The sequence below is a fragment of the Exiguobacterium sp. RM11 genome (assembly GCF_059821525.1).
Genome location: NZ_CM187558.1, coordinates 42,501 through 57,808, shown reverse-complemented (window position 1 = coordinate 57,808; position 15,308 = coordinate 42,501). Strand labels below are relative to the sequence as shown.

Here is a 15,308-nt window from a genome sequence, read left to right as displayed (position 1 = left end):
TCTATTGAGAATATATCACTTTCATTCGTTTTTGTTCAATGTCTTTTGCCGAGAATCCGAACGACGAACACTTCTGGGCAAAATCCTTTTAGACCGTTATAGATGCGATGCGCCTTTTGCTCATGCTCAATGAGCGCAAAGACAGTCGGTCCACTACCGCTCATGAGCACACCTTCTGCCCCACAATGCCGCATCGTTTCTTTGATTTGTTTTACTTCCGGATGAAGCTTAAGCGTCACACTCTCGAGTGAGTTTCCAAGATTTTCGCAAATCCCATGAAAATCTTTTTGACGAATCGCTTCCACCATCGCACCTGTGTTCGGATGATGAACTTCATCCATACGCACGGCGCGATACACATCTGCAGTCGATACTCCTAGCTTGGGCTTTCCGAGTACGACGTAGCATGGCGGTGGTGCCGGAATCATTTCTAACTGTTCACCACGACCTCGGGCAATGGCTGTCCCACCGATGACACAAAATGAAACGTCAGACCCGATCTCCGCACCGAGCTCTGCTAGCTCTTCTAATGACAGGTTTAACGAGAATAACTCGTTCATCCCACGAAGCGTCGCCGCTGCATCACTCGAGCCACCAGCAAGCCCAGCTGCCACTGGAATTTGTTTATCGAGTACAATCTCCACACCTTGTTGAATATTAAAACGCTCCCGCAACAACTCTGCTGCACGATATGCCAAGTTCCGATGATCATTCGGCACATAGGCGTGCTCTGATTGAATCCGAATCTCATCCGAATCTAAAATCGTCAACTCTAAGCGGTCTGCTAAATCGACTGTCGTCATTACCATTTCTACTTCATGATAGCCGTCCGGACGCTTTCCGAGGACATCGAGCGTCAAATTAATTTTTGCCGGCGCTTTCACACTGATCGTGCGCATCACGTTCACCCTTCCCATTTGTCTCCTGTTCGACATTGTACCGTAAACAGGCGCACAAAAAAAGAAGCAGCTGCCAATGCATCCGCCCCTCATTTATAAATCAATTGCCGAATTCAATTTTAACTGTATCCGTTAGGACATCAGCGTAGCTATACGAGACACGTTCCACATTATGCAGGTCTTCATCCAATTTCACAACGAACACCGCAGGATATGTCTCAACGAGCGTTCCAAACCGAGTAACGACTTTCTTACGACCGCCGTTTGCTTTCAACGTCAATCGTTCACCAACATGCGATTCGAGTTTCTGTCTGATTTCTTGTAACGTCTTTGGCATACGCTTCACCTCACTGTTACAAGTATAGCATAATTGAATATGAAAATAAAGTTTAATATTATAACGACTCGTTTTAAGGTCGTCAACTATTTTTAAGTGGTAAAATTGTGTCAGACAATCGTGCGAATTCTTCTAGGCTTAACGTCTCTCCCCGACGTTTCGGATCGATCCCTGCCTCATGAAGCGCGCGTTCAAGTTCGACTTTGTGTTCTTTTCCAATATAGTTTGTTAAGTTGTTCAGAATGGTTTTACGGCGTTGTGCGAAGCTTGCGCGTGCGATATCAAAGAAAAAGGCTTCGTCTTTCACCTGCACCGCCGGCTCTTTGCGCATACGGAGTGTAATGACTGCCGAATCGACGTTCGGCGCCGGAATAAACACGTTCTTTGGAACGACAAAACTGACTTCGGCCTCTGCATAATACTGAATCGCAATCGATAGCGAACCGTACGCCTTCGTCCCAGGTTTTGCCCCAATCCGTTCTGCCACTTCTTTTTGAATCATCATCACGAGCGAGCGGAATTTCACACCACTTTCAAGCAATCGCATGATAATCGGTGTGGTGACATAGTATGGTAAGTTGGCAACAACCGAGATGTCTTCAATGCCTTCTTTCAAAAATTCTTGCTCTACAATCTCACGTAAATTTAATTCTAAAGCATCTCCATGGATAACTTTCACGTGAGGATACGGAGACATCGTATCCTCCAGAATCGGTAAAAGACGCTGATCGATCTCAAGTGCTACAACTTTCTTGGCGCGCTTGGCCGATTGTTCAGTCAACGAACCGATCCCGGGGCCGATTTCGAGGACACCACTCGATTCACTGAGTTCCGCCGCACCGACAATCTTACTTAAAATATTTAAATCGATTAAAAAGTTTTGACCGAGCGATTTTTTAAATGAAAAACCATGTCGCTCTAAAATGGCTTTCGTTCGTTGGATTGTTGCAATATCTTTCAACCCTGTTCCTCCTCTAATTGAGCAAGTGCTTGCTCCCACTCTTCGACTGTGACGCCGAGCGCCTCGACTCGTTTCACGAATTGTTTCGCATTCGGCTCACCGATTCGAAGCAATACACCGAGTCGCTTTCGACGTTTCGCTGCCGCTTCTCCACCGATTAAATCCGCGTCCAACACCATTTTTCGCGTGACAATCGGCTGGTTCGTTTCAACACGTGGTTCAAATACGGCGCGTAAGACTCGACGAAGCGACTCCGGGGTCGCATGTTCCACCCCGATTTTCCCACGTTTCCCTTTTGCCTCAGCACGTGGCAGATGGGCATGCTTACACCCTTTGACCCGCTCTTCGACGATTGCCCGAATACGGTCTCCTGGATAATCCGGATCGGTCAAAATGATGACCCCACGCTTCTCTTGCGCACGGCGAATTCGTTCAATCGTCTGATTGGATACGGCAGAGCCGTTCGTTTCAATCGTATCGACCTCAAACACTTCCTGAAGCCGCGCCGTATCGTCACGACCTTCTACGACGATAATTTCTTGTATTTTCTCACGCATTGTCTGTTCCTTCTTTCTCTTCTTCCTGCTTTGGAATGACCCAAATGGTAAGCGGCTTGCGACCAAACGTCACGGCCTCCTCCTTTTCATCCATCATGATGTCGATTTTTTGACCTTTGATCGCACTTCCCGTATCTAGCGCAATCGCCATGCCAATCCCTTCCACATACACGCGGGTACCGAGAGGAATGATTGCCGGGTCGACGGCAATGATGCGCATACCCTCGAAGAGAATCGTATCCGTCACATCATAACCGCTTCTTGTCAGTACTCGTCCGTCATACGTCACCGTGTCTTCTGGATTGTTCGTATAAGCTGTTGCTTCTACGAGTAACTGCTTCGCGGATGAGAAATCTAACACATCGTCCGTTTTCGGTGGCTCTGCTATCTCGACTTCAGCTTCCGGGATGAACGGGCTCGACTCGTCCGCTGTCGTAGGCTCTGTAACGGGCTCTGTGACCTTTTTCGTCCCGACTTTGATGATCTGTGGCATTGCTTTACGTAACGTCTCGACATCCGTTTTCGTACGATTTGTAATTGTACCATTTTCCACAGTAAGTGCATACCTTGTCCGTTCGAGTCCAGGAACTCCGACCTGCACGGTTTGCTTCACACCTTCTTCTAGCGTGTCATCCTCTTCCTCGACCATATCGTACGGAATCAATTGACTCTCGTATTGAACGACATCACGATTCGTATTGACCGTGATCGTCAGGCCATCCCGTATCGGTGTCGATGCGTCTGGTAGCACTGTGTCACGTTCTGTCACGTCAACATTCGCTTCCCTCAGTAATTGCGCTACATCCGTTGCCATCGTATAGATGGTCGACGCATCTTGCCCGACGATTAAATTGACGGCAACAACCGGCTGGTAGCGAATTGTCATCCCATTCGTGACGGCAGTGCGTACAGACGGATAAACCGTATCTCCGTCCCGTACAGTCACCCCGTACCGCAATAAGACATCTTCTACGGTCCGCTCTCTCGTTTGAATGACTTCTGTTTGTCCGTATCCGATTTGAAGCGAAACCTCATGTGAACGTTCGATTCGAATGAGTCGATCTTCTGGAACGTCCTCACTCAATGCCGGAGTAACATAATCCGTTTCGTCTAATGTGATATTCAATTCCTCGAGTACCTCAAGGACGGAATCAGCCCGTGTCTCATGCTCAATTACCACACCATCATCGATGACCTTGATCGGTTCAGGTTGCAACATGACGTATGCGACAGCTGCAGTCACAATCACGCCTATACTGGCGAATACACGCTTGATCATGGGAGGCGGAACAGTTTCTTCGCGTTGACCGTCGTCGCTTCTGCCAACTCCTCATACGAGATGTCTCGAAGTGACGCGATTTCTTCCGCAACGTACTTCACATAGGCCGGTTCGTTTCGTTTTCCGCGGAACGGAGTCGGCGTCAAGTATGGGCAGTCGGTTTCGACAAGAAGACGATCTAAGGGTACTTCTTGTGCGACTAACTTTGGAACTTTCGCATTTTTAAACGTGACCGGTCCTCCTAAAGAAATATAGAAGTTCAAGTCTAGGCAACGAGGGAGAAGTTCTACTGACATGCTGTAACTATGGAAGACCCCGCCGACTTCCTCCGCATGTTCTTCTTCCAAAATATCAAGCACGTCTGCCGTTGCTTCGCGGTTATGGATGACGATTGGCATATTTGTCCGTTTCGCGATGGCAATCTGTTGACGGAATAGGCGCTGTTGTACATCTTTCGGTGACTTATCCCAATGATAGTCGAGACCGATTTCACCGAGTGCCATCACTTTTGGGTGACTCATGAGAGTCTCGATCCGTTCTAAATCTGCATCCGTACAGTCGATCGCATCGACCGGGTGCCATCCGACGATGGCATAGATGTCTTCATGTGTTTCGGCTAGCTCGATGGCTCGGTCGATGGTCGGCGTATCAAATCCGACGACGAGTAGCGGAGAAACGCCGGCTTCTCTTGCCCGCTCAATCGTCTCCTCCACATCTTCATTGAACTGCTCCGCATTAATGTGCGTGTGTGTATCAATCAACATCTTGGTTCCTCCTTAGAAAAAGAGAGGGAGACCGTGGTCTCCCCCATTTCATTATTTGACGATGGCACCGTTCGGCATTTGATCCGAGACTGTCGCAAGTTCTAACTTGCCGTCACGGTCCGCAGCTAAAATCATTCCTTGTGATAATTCTCCACGGAGCTTGACTGGTTTCAAGTTTGCGACAACAATCACTTTCTTGCCAACTAAATCTTCAGGGGCATACCATTCAGCAATACCTGACACGATTTGACGCGTCTCTTTCCCGAGATCAACTTGAAGTTTCAACAGTTTTTTCGCTTTTTTGATCTTATCGGCTTCTACGATTTGACCGACACGGAATTCGACCTGATCAAAGACATCGATCGTGATTTCAGGACGAACGTCTTCATCGACTTCTTCTGTCGCTGTCTCCGTTTCCTCAATCCGCGCTTTCGATGCTTGACGCATCATTTCTTGGATCGCATCCACTTCTTCCTTCACGTCACGACGTGGGAAGATTGGTGTCCCGTCTGTCACGACAGCGTTATTGAAGTCGGCAAACGTCTCTAACGCTTCCCAAGACATGTCTTCCCCTTCGAGTCCGAGTTGACGGAACATTTCTTTCGGTGCACGTGTCATGAACGGTTGAATCATGATGGCAACGTGACGAAGTACGCCCGCGAGGTGTGTCATGACAGAAGCGAGTTCTTCGCGTTTCGATTCATCTTTCACGAGTACCCACGGCTGCGTCTCATCAATATATTTATTCGCACGGCTGACGAGTTGCCAGATGTTTGTGAGGGCGACCGAAAACTCCATGTGTTCCATGGCTTCTTCTGTTTTACGAGTCGTTTCTTTCACCATGCTCAATAACGCGTCATCAAACGCTGTGACATTTCCGGTGTACGCCGGGATATTCCCATCGAAATACTTTTTAATCATCGCGATGGTACGATTCAATAAGTTCCCGAGATCGTTCGCTAAATCAAAGTTCAAGCGATCGACGAACGCTTCCGGTGTGAACGTACCGTCTGCTCCGAATGGTACTTCACGAAGAAGGTAGTAACGAACAGAATCCAATCCGTAGCGGTCAATCAACGGAATCGGATCCACCACGTTTCCTTTTGATTTCGACATCTTCCCGTCTTTCATGAGCAACCAACCATGCGCAAACACTTGTTTTGGTAACGGAAGGTCAAGCGCCATCAAGAGAGCTGGCCAAATAATCGTATGGAAACGAACGATTTCCTTTCCGACTAAATGGACATCAGCCGGCCAATAGCGATTGAAGAGCTCGTCGTTGTCTGTCCCGTACCCGAGTGACGAGATATAGTTCGTGAGCGCGTCGACCCATACGTAAACAACGTGTTTTGGGTTCGATGGGACTTGTACGCCCCAGTCAAACGTCGTACGTGATACCGCTAAATCTTGAAGACCTGGCTTCAAGAAGTTATTGATCATCTCTGTCTTACGAGATTCTGGCAAGATGAAATCAGGATGTGACTCGAAATATTCAATCAAGCGATCCGCATATTTGCTGAGACGGAAGAAATAGCACTCTTCGCGCACGAGCTCGACCGGATGTCCGCTGTCAGGACTTTTTCCATCGACAAGCTGAGACTCTGTATAATACGTCTCATCTGGTACAGAATACCATCCTTCGTATTCACCAAGATAAATGTCTCCATTTTTAAGTAACGTTTCAAAGACGTGTTCGACAACCTTCTTATGACGGTCTTCTGTCGTACGGATGTAATCATCGTATGAGATCTCAAGACGGTCCCATAGGACTTTGATTTCTTCGACAACTTCATCGACGAAGGCTTGTGGCGTCACGCCTGCTTCTTTCGCCTTTTCTTGAATCTTTTGACCATGCTCATCCGTTCCCGTCAAATAGCGGACGTCAAATCCTTTTAAACGTTTGTAGCGAGCAACCGCATCACCTGCTACCGTGGTATATGCGTGTCCGATATGCAATTTTGCACTCGGATAATAAATTGGGGTTGTAATATAAAAAGTCGGCTTCGCCATGATTTATTCTCCATCCTTTCGACATATGCAATTCTCATTATACACGGTTCGACAAAAGAATTTCCAAACCTAATTGTTTGGAATTATTTTGCGTTTAGTTCGTCATAAATGTTCCAAAAATACCCTTTCTTTGTTTCAAGTTCAAACTATCGGGGAAATTTAGGTATATATAGCTCTTGATTCGACAAATTTCGAAAAATTGCTTTTCCAGATAGTAAGCAGTTGACTGCAATTGGAAAGTTTAGTATGCTTTTTGCTGTAGTCACATTGTCGAATTTTGACGATTCATGTCACCATGAGATTTCGACACCATTGGAGGAGGAAACACAAATGAAATCTACAGGTATTGTTCGTAAGGTTGATGAGCTTGGTCGTGTCGTTATTCCAATCGAATTGCGCCGTACACTTGGGATCGCAGAGAAAGATGCTCTCGAGATTTACGTCGACAACGATCAAATCGTTTTGAAAAAATATAAGCCAAACATGACTTGCCAAGTTACAGGTGAAGTATCAGACGATAACTTCAAATTGGCAGACGGCAAACTTATCTTGTCACCAGAAGGTGCACAACGTGTTCTCGTTGAATTGAAGAACATGCTCGAAAACTACTACAGCGAAGAGTAAGCAAGGATTTCCTTGCTTACTCTTTTTTGTGCAGTTGATGATACGCATCATAGACATCGTTTCGTGATTCACCACGATCTTTTGCGGTCTGTTTAATGGCCGCGTTTGGCTTCAATCCCTCTTCTATATAATGAACAACATGTTCATAGACAGAGAGCGCTTCCCACCACATTGTCGTAGGTGCCGCTTCTGTCGCACCGCTCACAAGAACGACGAACTCTCCGCGTACTTCACCTTCGCACCACTGTAACGCTTCATCGACTGATCCTCTCAAAAACTCTTCGAACGTTTTGGTTAACTCTCTACCTAATACAAGCTGACGGTTACCAAACACTTGTCGAATCGCCGTTAACATCTCCTTTAATCGATGAGGGGCTTCATAGAAAATAATCGTACCCTGCTCATATCGAATCGACTCGAGGACATCGACGCGATCTTTCTTTTTACGTGGTAAAAAACCGTAATAGAGGAAACGTTCTGTCGGAAGACCTGAAGCAACCAACGCCGTAAGTGCTGCATTGGCACCTGGTAAGACGACCACTGGAATGTTTGTCTCGATGGCTAACCGTACGAGATCACTCCCCGGATCTGAAATACCAGGCATTCCAGCATCCGAAACCACCGCAACTGACTTTCCGGCTAACAAATCTTCAATCAGTCTCGGTCCACTTACTTCTTTATTGTGTTCATGATAGCTAATCAGTTTTGTTGGAATTTCAAAATGGCGACAAAGCTTCATCGTTTGGCGAGTGTCTTCCGCTGCGATCAAATCCACTTCTTGAAGCGTTCGCACCGCTCGATATGTCATATCTTCCAAATTGCCGATTGGCGTTGGTACGACATACAATGTTGGTTGTTCAGTTTGATAACTCTTCTGTGAATTCATTAGTCGTCCCCTCCATCAACTTCTCTTTTTGCGCGCGGGTCAATTGTTTAATGGACCATTCGTATTGCATGGCCTCCCGTTTCGTATCGAACGATTGCACATACCGAAGTCGTACGGGAAGTCGAGCTTTCGTATACTTCGCCCCTTTCCCGGCATTATGTGCAATGATTCGCTTTTCCACGTTCGTTGTATAGCCTGTATAATACGTCCCGTCCTGACATTCCACGATATACGTATAATGTTTAGGCATCGAGAATGGCTCGCATCGCTTCCGTATACGTATCGTCTTCTTCATATACAACAAATGGTGGTAAAATTTTAAGACCTGCTTTTCCATCTTTCGATCCCTCGATTAATAACGTATTCGCTTCGCGTCCAGCTTTCGGATATACGAGCTGCATTCGCTTCGGTTCAATTCGGTAGGTACGCATCAATGTCAGGATATCGAGTAAACGTTCTGGCCGATGCACGAACGCCACTTTCCCTCCTGGTTTGACGAGTTGACTAGCCGTTTTAATACAATCTTCTAGCGTGCACAACACCTCATGGCGTGCAATGGTATGATGTTCGTTTTGATTCCGCAATGACGTTTCATTTGCTAGAAAATACGGGGGATTACACGTGACCACATCATAACGAGCGTGCCCGAGTTGTGCCGCTGCCGCTTTGACGTCCCCCTCTACAACTTGAATGCGATTCTCGAGGCGATTGACCGCCATGCTTCGATTCGCCATATCAACGAGCTTCGATTGAATCTCTACACCTGTAATCGTTCCTTTTGTACGATACGACAAGAAAAGTGGGATTGCTCCCGTACCGGCGCACAAATCGACCAATTGTCCTTTTTGAATCGGTACCCATACAAATTCCGCCAGTAGTACCGCATCTAATGAAAACGAGAACACATCGTCACTTTGAATAATCTTGCCAGGGCGTCCAAGCAAATCATCGAGGCGCTCTCCATCCTTTACCGTTACCATTGTTTCCTCCTTCTATAAAAGAAAGGCGACGGATAGGGAATCCCTATCTATCGCCCCGTATTAATGTTTATTGAGCATCGACAAACAGAAGAGACAATCCCCATCTTTTCGTACCTGTCCGTAATGGAGGTTACAAATATGGAATCCTTCTTGATACAGCGCAGCCAAATTGTTCTGCCCTTTTCCAGACAATGCGATTTGTGAATCACCATTTGTCGTATCAACTTCTGCCAATTGTTCGACTTTTTCGCGCAAGTGATGATTCTCTAGATACATATGCTGATTCTCTTCAAGCAAATAGGCGAGCTGTTCTTTTAATACGCCTAAGTGCTCCGTCAAGAGTTGCATCTGTTGCTCGATCGCATCTACACGCATCATCACTTCTTTTTTGTCCATTCTTTCCACTGCTCAGCACCCCATCACTGTTTTGACGGTTTTCGTTTAATCGCACCCACTTCAACAAGTTCATCAATCGTATATGTGACGACACGCGTCCGATCGTGGAGTTCAACTTGAATAAGTTGGTCCAAAATGTTGAGACCGATTACACGACCATCACCTTCTGGAATTTTGATTCGCTTGCCGACGTCTGGTAAATCGCGTTTTAATTCTTCGTATGTGTCATTCTCATATTTTAAACAGCACATCAAACGACCACACACTCCAGAAATTTTATTCGGATTTAACGAAAGATTCTGGTCTTTGGCCATTTTGATGGAGACTGGTTCAAACTCCCCAAGAAATGACGAACAACAAAGAACTCGACCACATGGTCCAATCCCACTTAGTAGCTTCGCTTCGTCACGAACACCGATTTGTCGGAGTTCGATTCGTGTCCGAAACACGCTAGCCAAGTCCTTTACCAATTCTCGAAAGTCGACGCGACCCTCGGCAGTAAAATAAAAGATCACTTTATTGCGATCAAATGTATACTCAACATCGACTAACTTCATGTCTAATTGATGTTCTCGAATTTTTTCTTCACAGACGGCGTGAGCATCAACGGCTGCCAGTCGATTATCGCGTACGATATCCGCATCCTTTTGGTCCGCGACGCGAAGGATTGTCTTCAACGGCATGACGACTTCATCTTCGCCGAGCTTTTTATCGACTTGGACGACTTCGCCATACTCAATGCCACGTACCGTTTCAACGATGACATGTTCCCCACGTTTAAGCGTTGCATCGCCTGGTGAAAAGTAATAGATTTTTCCCGCTTCTTTAAAGCGGACTCCAACTACTTCAAGCACGCGCTTCTATCCTTTCTGCAAATCGAACGAAAGTCGTTCGAAAGTTAATTGAGGATTGACGTTTGCCTCGAGTCGTCGAATTGCCGCATGCACACTTTCAATTGCATGTGTGAGTTTAGAGACAGATCGATTCTGAATAAATGCGTGATATAAAGCAGCCTCGTTCTTAAATAGCTTTGGAGTATACGTATCTCGCACTTTTAAATGAAGTGCCTCCTCTAGCCAATGTTCGAATAATTCGAGACCAACTCGTAACTCATTTCGTCCTTTGAAATGTCCTAACCATTTTTCCTGGGCGAACAAGAGCAACTCTTGAGGTCGTTTCGTCAATACTTCAATTAATTGTACCACTAGCCCATACGCCTGTACAAACCACTCCTGCTCAACTGCTTCTTTCGCATCATCCCATTTTGGATAAACGGTCAAAGCAAGGTAAGCCAAATCGTACGTACACGACAATTCTTCTGACATCGTTTGTGCTAACTTCGCGCGGTCAATCGGGCGAAAAGCAAGTTGTTGAGCTCGCGAACGAATCGTCGGAAGAAGTAACTGTGGTTGTGTCGTCACCAAAATAGCAAGTTTCCCCACACCTGGTTCTTCAAAGAACTTCAATAAACTATTTGCCGCTTGAGTCGTCATCTTATGAGCTTGATGGATGACATACACTTGGCGATCTCCTTCAGCACCTCGTAACGATAGGTCACTGAGTAATTGTTGAATCTGTTCTTTTTTGATGCTAGCCCGATCCGGCTCCACTTCGATATAGTCAACAATGTTTTTTGAATCCATGCGTCGACAGTTTCGACACACTCCACACGGTTCTGCTCCCTGTGGTGATTCACAAAACAAGGCTTTCGCAAACAATGTGGCTGTTTCAATTAAGTAGGGTTCATAATCGCCCGAAAAGATGTACGCATGCCCAACTTTATTCGAAATGATTGAATTTTGAATGATTCGAGCAACCACTGTTTGCGACTCATTTAATTCCTGAAAACGCATATGCCCAACTCCCATTAAAACTGATGGAATCCTTCAATCGGCAAGACGAATACAGTCGCACCTCCAACTTGTACTTCGACTGGGTAAGGAATATACGAATCAGCATGTCCTCCCATTGGAGAGATTGGCGTAATCATTTGATCACGACTCGAACAGTTCGATTGAATCACATCCATTAAATCATCGAGGCGTTCCTGTGGAATACCCATCATAAACGTTGTATTCCCCTCTTTTAAAAATCCACCTGTTGTAGCTAATTTCGTTGCACGAAAATCTTGTTCGACCAATGCGTCAGACAAACGTGCGCTATCCTTATCATGTACAATTGCAATTACCATTTTCATCATTGTTGTACGCCTCCTTGTTGTAATCGTTCTATTGTATAATCGAGTACCTCATCTTGAATACATTCAATCGATTGATCGGCATCAATTCGGATGATTCGTTCTGGGTACTGTTTAAGTAACGTTTGAAATCCTTCGTAAACACGCTCATGGAACGCTTGATCACGACTTTCAATCCGATCGAGTTGCCCTCGATCTTTCATTCGTGCACTCGCTCTTTCAGGGCTTAAATCAAACAAGAAAGTCAAATCCGGTGTCAAACCGTTCGTTGCCCATTCATTCAGCGATTGGATTTGATCAAGGTCATATTGTAAACCGTATCCTTGATAAGCAATAGATGCATCGATGAATCGATCACACAGAACGATTGCCCCTCGCTCCAATGCCGGACGAATCACTTGTTCCACATTCTGTGCTCGTGAAGCAGCGTAAAGCATCATTTCCACTCGTGGTGTCATCTCATGATGATCCGGGGATAATAAGACTTCGCGGATTTGATTTCCCACAGTTGTTCCTCCAGGTTCACGGGTCACAACGATGTCATATCCTTTTTGTTTTAGACTCTCGACTAATAGTTGAAGTTGCGTAGACTTACCTGATCCATCTGGTCCTTCAACCGTTATAAACATTCCGCTCACTTTTTAAAACTCCTCTACAATAACGTCAATTTGCTCTATCATAACATGCTTACTTGCTTGAAGCTTCCTCCCTAAAGAAATCCATTCCATGAGCACTCGTATTTTTTCCTCAGTAATCCGCTCTCCTTTTAGAATCCATGGAATCCCTGGTGGATATGGAATCACCGTTTCTGCTGAAACAAATCCGATTGCTTGTTTGAAGGATAAACGTTGCACTTGTTCATTCCCAACTAACGTATAGAGTTCAGATACACGTTGTGTTTGAGGGAAAGGAAAAATCGTTTCATCCTCATCAATGATCGGGACATGTGTAGCTGCCTTTTTAATCAATTTAATCCAATGCTCAATTTCCTGCTTTGTTATTTCCCTTAATGGCAAACAGAATAACACATGATCCACTGCAGCTAATTCAATATCGATTCCGATTGATGCAAGATGTTCACTAAAGACTAATCCATTTTTCGGATACGTCATGACAGTTACTTTCGTAAAATCGTCCCCCACTTTGACAGTAAAACCTGCACGCTTCAGCTCAAGTACAAAATGAGCATGACTCTTTTGAATAGAAGACCATGCTTCGTCCGTTAGACTTTCTAAATAGGACCGTGCATAGTCTAATGAAGCCATAATAAGATAAGAAGGACTTGATGTCTGAAATGAAGATAATGCATGCTTTAACCGAATTTCATCGATGTCTTCTTTATAGTGAATCCAAGCTCCCATCGTCAATGCAGGTAGTGTTTTATGTGCAGACTGTACAACTGCACTCGCTCCCTCAAAAATCGCAGAACGCTGAAGCAATTTAGGATGAATTAAATGGGCACCATGTGCTTCATCGACGAGTAATGGAATCTCAAGTGAAGACAAATAATTTGAAATCGCACGAATATCGGCCATGTCTCCATAGTACGTAGGAGACGTTAACATGACGGCTCGTCCTCCCGGGAATTCTTGAAAAGCCTGTTCAATCGTTTCTAATGTCACCACGGTTGGAATTCCTGTACCACGTTCAATTGTAGGTGTCAATAGGATTGGTTTTAACCCTAACCATTCAATTGCGTTCCACACCGACTTATGTGAGTTTCGTTGAACGTATACTCGCTCACCACGTTTTACAGTTGCCGCAAGCATGCTCCAATTTCCAACAGTTGAACCATTGACGAGCCACTTACTTTTACTTTCATACAGTTTACCCAATGCTTTTTCAGCTTGATCGATAATCCCAGAAGCGTCATGCAAATCATCTAAATGTGCCAGTTCCGTCAGGTCATATGGCATCACCTTGGCAAATGCACTCGGTAACGTATGATCAGTCACGGTACCATTATGATGCCCCGGGACGTGAAAAGATACGCGATGTTCACTCACATGCTGTTCTAGAGTCTCTAGAAATGTAAAAGGATTTTTCCGAGAAGGAGCCATCTGTTATTCCTCCTTAACTATTGACTATGAAAAAAAGACGATCAAGCATATGCTTGATCGTCTACTGCGTTGTTGCCTGGCAACGTCCTATCCTCACAGGGGGAGATCCCCCAACTACTTTCGGCGCTGAGACGCTTAACTTCCGTGTTCGGCATGGGAACGGGTGTGGCCGTCTCGCTATCGCCACCAGACTTTAGGGCTTGTTCCCTGAAAACTGAGGATTCATCAACACAAACCGTAGACTAGATCAAAGCCTCGACCGATTAGTATCATTCAGCTCCACGTGTCACCACGCTTCCACCCATGACCTATCTACCTCATCGTCTCTGAGGGGTCTTTCTTGATTGCTCAAAGGGAAATCTCATCTCGGAGGGGGCTTCATGCTTAGATGCTTTCAGCACTTATCCCGTCCGCACGTAGCTACCCAGCGATGCTCCTGGCGGAACAACTGGTACACCAGCGGTGCGTCCATCCCGGTCCTCTCGTACTAAGGACAGCTCTCCTCAAATTTCCTGCGCCCACGACGGATAGGGACCGAACTGTCTCACGACGTTCTGAACCCAGCTCGCGTACCGCTTTAATGGGCGAACAGCCCAACCCTTGGGACCTACTCCAGCCCCAGGATGCGATGAGCCGACATCGAGGTGCCAAACCTCCCCGTCGATGTGGACTCTTGGGGGAATTAGCCTGTTATCCCCAGGGTAGCTTTTATCCGTTGAGCGATGGCCCTTCCATGCGGAACCACCGGATCACTAAGCCCGACTTTCGTCCCTGCTCGACTTGTAGGTCTCGCAGTCAAGCTCCCTTCTGCCTTTGCACTCTTCGAATGATTTCCAACCATTCTGAGGGAACCTTTGGGCGCCTCCGTTACTGTTTAGGAGGCGACCGCCCCAGTCAAACTACCCGCCTGACACGGTCCTCCAGCCGGATCACGGCTGCGAGTTAGAGACTCTATACGCAAAGGGTGGTATCCCAAGGGTGTCTCCACCGAAGCTGGCGCTCCGGCTTCACAAACTCCCACCTATCCTGTACATCGCGTACAAAGCCTCAATATCAGGCTGTAGTAAAGCTCCATGGGGTCTTTCCGTCCTGTCGCGGGTAACCTGCATCTTCACAGGTACTATGATTTCACCGGGTCTCTCGTTGAGACAGTGCCCAAATCGTTACGCCTTTCGTGCGGGTCGGAACTTACCCGACAAGGAATTTCGCTACCTTAGGACCGTTATAGTTACGGCCGCCGTTTACTGGGGCTTCGGTTCAGTGCTTCTCTTGCGATGACACATCCCCTTAACCTTCCAGCACCGGGCAGGCGTCAGCCCCTATACTTCATCTTGCGATTTAGCAGAGACCTGTGTTTT

Annotated in this window: 17 protein-coding genes and 2 rRNA genes (1 of these 19 only partly in view); 1 reads left to right on the top strand and 18 read right to left on the bottom strand. The window is 46.2% G+C overall.

The annotated features are described in order from the left end of the window. Positions 1–35 precede the first annotated feature (35 nt). From ispE to metG, 7 genes are all read right to left on the bottom strand, one after another. On the bottom strand, positions 36–899 hold the full coding sequence (ispE, locus tag AC5LIL_RS00320) for a 4-(cytidine 5'-diphospho)-2-C-methyl-D-erythritol kinase (protein ID WP_214761693.1): 864 nt from the start codon (positions 897–899) through the stop codon (positions 36–38). 100 nt (positions 900–999) lie between these two features. Further along, entirely contained in the window at positions 1,000–1,236 is a 237-nt protein-coding gene (locus tag AC5LIL_RS00315; protein WP_012727736.1) for a Veg family protein, read from the bottom strand. Between the two features lie 82 nt (positions 1,237–1,318). After that, a complete protein-coding gene (rsmA, locus tag AC5LIL_RS00310) occupies positions 1,319–2,197 on the bottom strand; it encodes a 16S rRNA (adenine(1518)-N(6)/adenine(1519)-N(6))-dimethyltransferase RsmA (protein ID WP_214761670.1) in 879 nt (292 codons plus the stop codon). Beyond that, positions 2,194–2,754 carry a ribonuclease M5 gene (gene rnmV, locus AC5LIL_RS00305; protein ID WP_427373820.1) on the bottom strand — a complete coding sequence of 187 codons (561 nt, stop codon included), beginning with the start codon at positions 2,752–2,754 and terminating at the stop codon, positions 2,194–2,196. Before rnmV ends, rsmA begins: the two co-directional genes overlap by 4 nt. Next, positions 2,747–4,033 (bottom strand): 3D domain-containing protein, encoded by a 1,287-nt coding sequence (locus AC5LIL_RS00300; protein ID WP_214761666.1) that lies wholly within the window; start codon positions 4,031–4,033, stop codon positions 2,747–2,749. Before AC5LIL_RS00300 ends, rnmV begins: the two co-directional genes overlap by 8 nt. Further along, complete coding sequence (locus tag AC5LIL_RS00295; RefSeq protein WP_274664919.1) at positions 4,030–4,797, bottom strand: TatD family hydrolase; 768 nt, start codon at positions 4,795–4,797, stop codon at positions 4,030–4,032. Before AC5LIL_RS00295 ends, AC5LIL_RS00300 begins: the two co-directional genes overlap by 4 nt. 51 nt (positions 4,798–4,848) lie before the next feature. Next, positions 4,849–6,807, bottom strand: a complete 1,959-nt coding sequence (gene metG / locus AC5LIL_RS00290; protein ID WP_214786191.1) for a methionine--tRNA ligase — start codon at positions 6,805–6,807, stop codon at positions 4,849–4,851. Positions 6,808–7,137: 330 nt separating this feature from the next. Here metG and abrB point away from each other — a divergent pair, with 330 nt between their 5' ends. Continuing rightward, on the top strand, positions 7,138–7,431 hold the full coding sequence (gene abrB, locus AC5LIL_RS00285) for a transition state genes transcriptional regulator AbrB (protein WP_012727742.1): 294 nt from the start codon (positions 7,138–7,140) through the stop codon (positions 7,429–7,431). 16 nt (positions 7,432–7,447) lie between these two features. Here abrB and rsmI read toward each other — a convergent pair whose 3' ends face one another. From rsmI to AC5LIL_RS00230, 11 genes are all read right to left on the bottom strand, one after another. Next, on the bottom strand, positions 7,448–8,317 hold the full coding sequence (gene rsmI, locus AC5LIL_RS00280) for a 16S rRNA (cytidine(1402)-2'-O)-methyltransferase (protein WP_214786189.1): 870 nt from the start codon (positions 8,315–8,317) through the stop codon (positions 7,448–7,450). Further along, on the bottom strand, positions 8,289–8,567 hold the full coding sequence (locus tag AC5LIL_RS00275; RefSeq protein WP_074036574.1) for a GIY-YIG nuclease family protein: 279 nt from the start codon (positions 8,565–8,567) through the stop codon (positions 8,289–8,291). The genes rsmI and AC5LIL_RS00275 overlap by 29 nt, the downstream gene beginning before the upstream one ends. Beyond that, positions 8,560–9,297, bottom strand: a complete 738-nt coding sequence (locus AC5LIL_RS00270; protein ID WP_214697164.1) for a tRNA1(Val) (adenine(37)-N6)-methyltransferase — start codon at positions 9,295–9,297, stop codon at positions 8,560–8,562. The genes AC5LIL_RS00275 and AC5LIL_RS00270 overlap by 8 nt, the downstream gene beginning before the upstream one ends. 60 nt (positions 9,298–9,357) lie before the next feature. Then, positions 9,358–9,693, bottom strand: coding sequence for a DNA replication initiation control protein YabA (gene yabA / locus AC5LIL_RS00265; RefSeq protein WP_012727746.1), 336 nt, complete (start codon positions 9,691–9,693; stop codon positions 9,358–9,360). Between the two features lie 23 nt (positions 9,694–9,716). Next, positions 9,717–10,547 carry a PSP1 domain-containing protein gene (locus AC5LIL_RS00260; RefSeq protein WP_074036570.1) on the bottom strand — a complete coding sequence of 277 codons (831 nt, stop codon included), beginning with the start codon at positions 10,545–10,547 and terminating at the stop codon, positions 9,717–9,719. 6 nt (positions 10,548–10,553) lie between these two features. Further along, positions 10,554–11,546 (bottom strand): DNA polymerase III delta subunit-related protein, encoded by a 993-nt coding sequence (locus AC5LIL_RS00255; protein WP_499824529.1) that lies wholly within the window; start codon positions 11,544–11,546, stop codon positions 10,554–10,556. A 14-nt stretch (positions 11,547–11,560) separates the two neighbouring features. Then, a complete protein-coding gene (darA, locus tag AC5LIL_RS00250) occupies positions 11,561–11,890 on the bottom strand; it encodes a cyclic di-AMP receptor DarA (protein ID WP_031421800.1) in 330 nt (109 codons plus the stop codon). After that, positions 11,890–12,528, bottom strand: coding sequence for a dTMP kinase (tmk, locus tag AC5LIL_RS00245; protein WP_214761660.1), 639 nt, complete (start codon positions 12,526–12,528; stop codon positions 11,890–11,892). Before tmk ends, darA begins: the two co-directional genes overlap by 1 nt. 3 nt (positions 12,529–12,531) lie before the next feature. Then, complete coding sequence (locus tag AC5LIL_RS00240) at positions 12,532–13,950, bottom strand: aminotransferase class I/II-fold pyridoxal phosphate-dependent enzyme (RefSeq protein WP_499824528.1); 1,419 nt, start codon at positions 13,948–13,950, stop codon at positions 12,532–12,534. A 74-nt stretch (positions 13,951–14,024) separates the two neighbouring features. After that, positions 14,025–14,141: ribosomal RNA gene (gene rrf / locus AC5LIL_RS00235) — 5S ribosomal RNA — on the bottom strand. Positions 14,142–14,193: 52 nt separating this feature from the next. Then, positions 14,194–15,308, bottom strand: a 23S ribosomal RNA gene (locus AC5LIL_RS00230) (it continues 1,796 nt past the right edge of the window).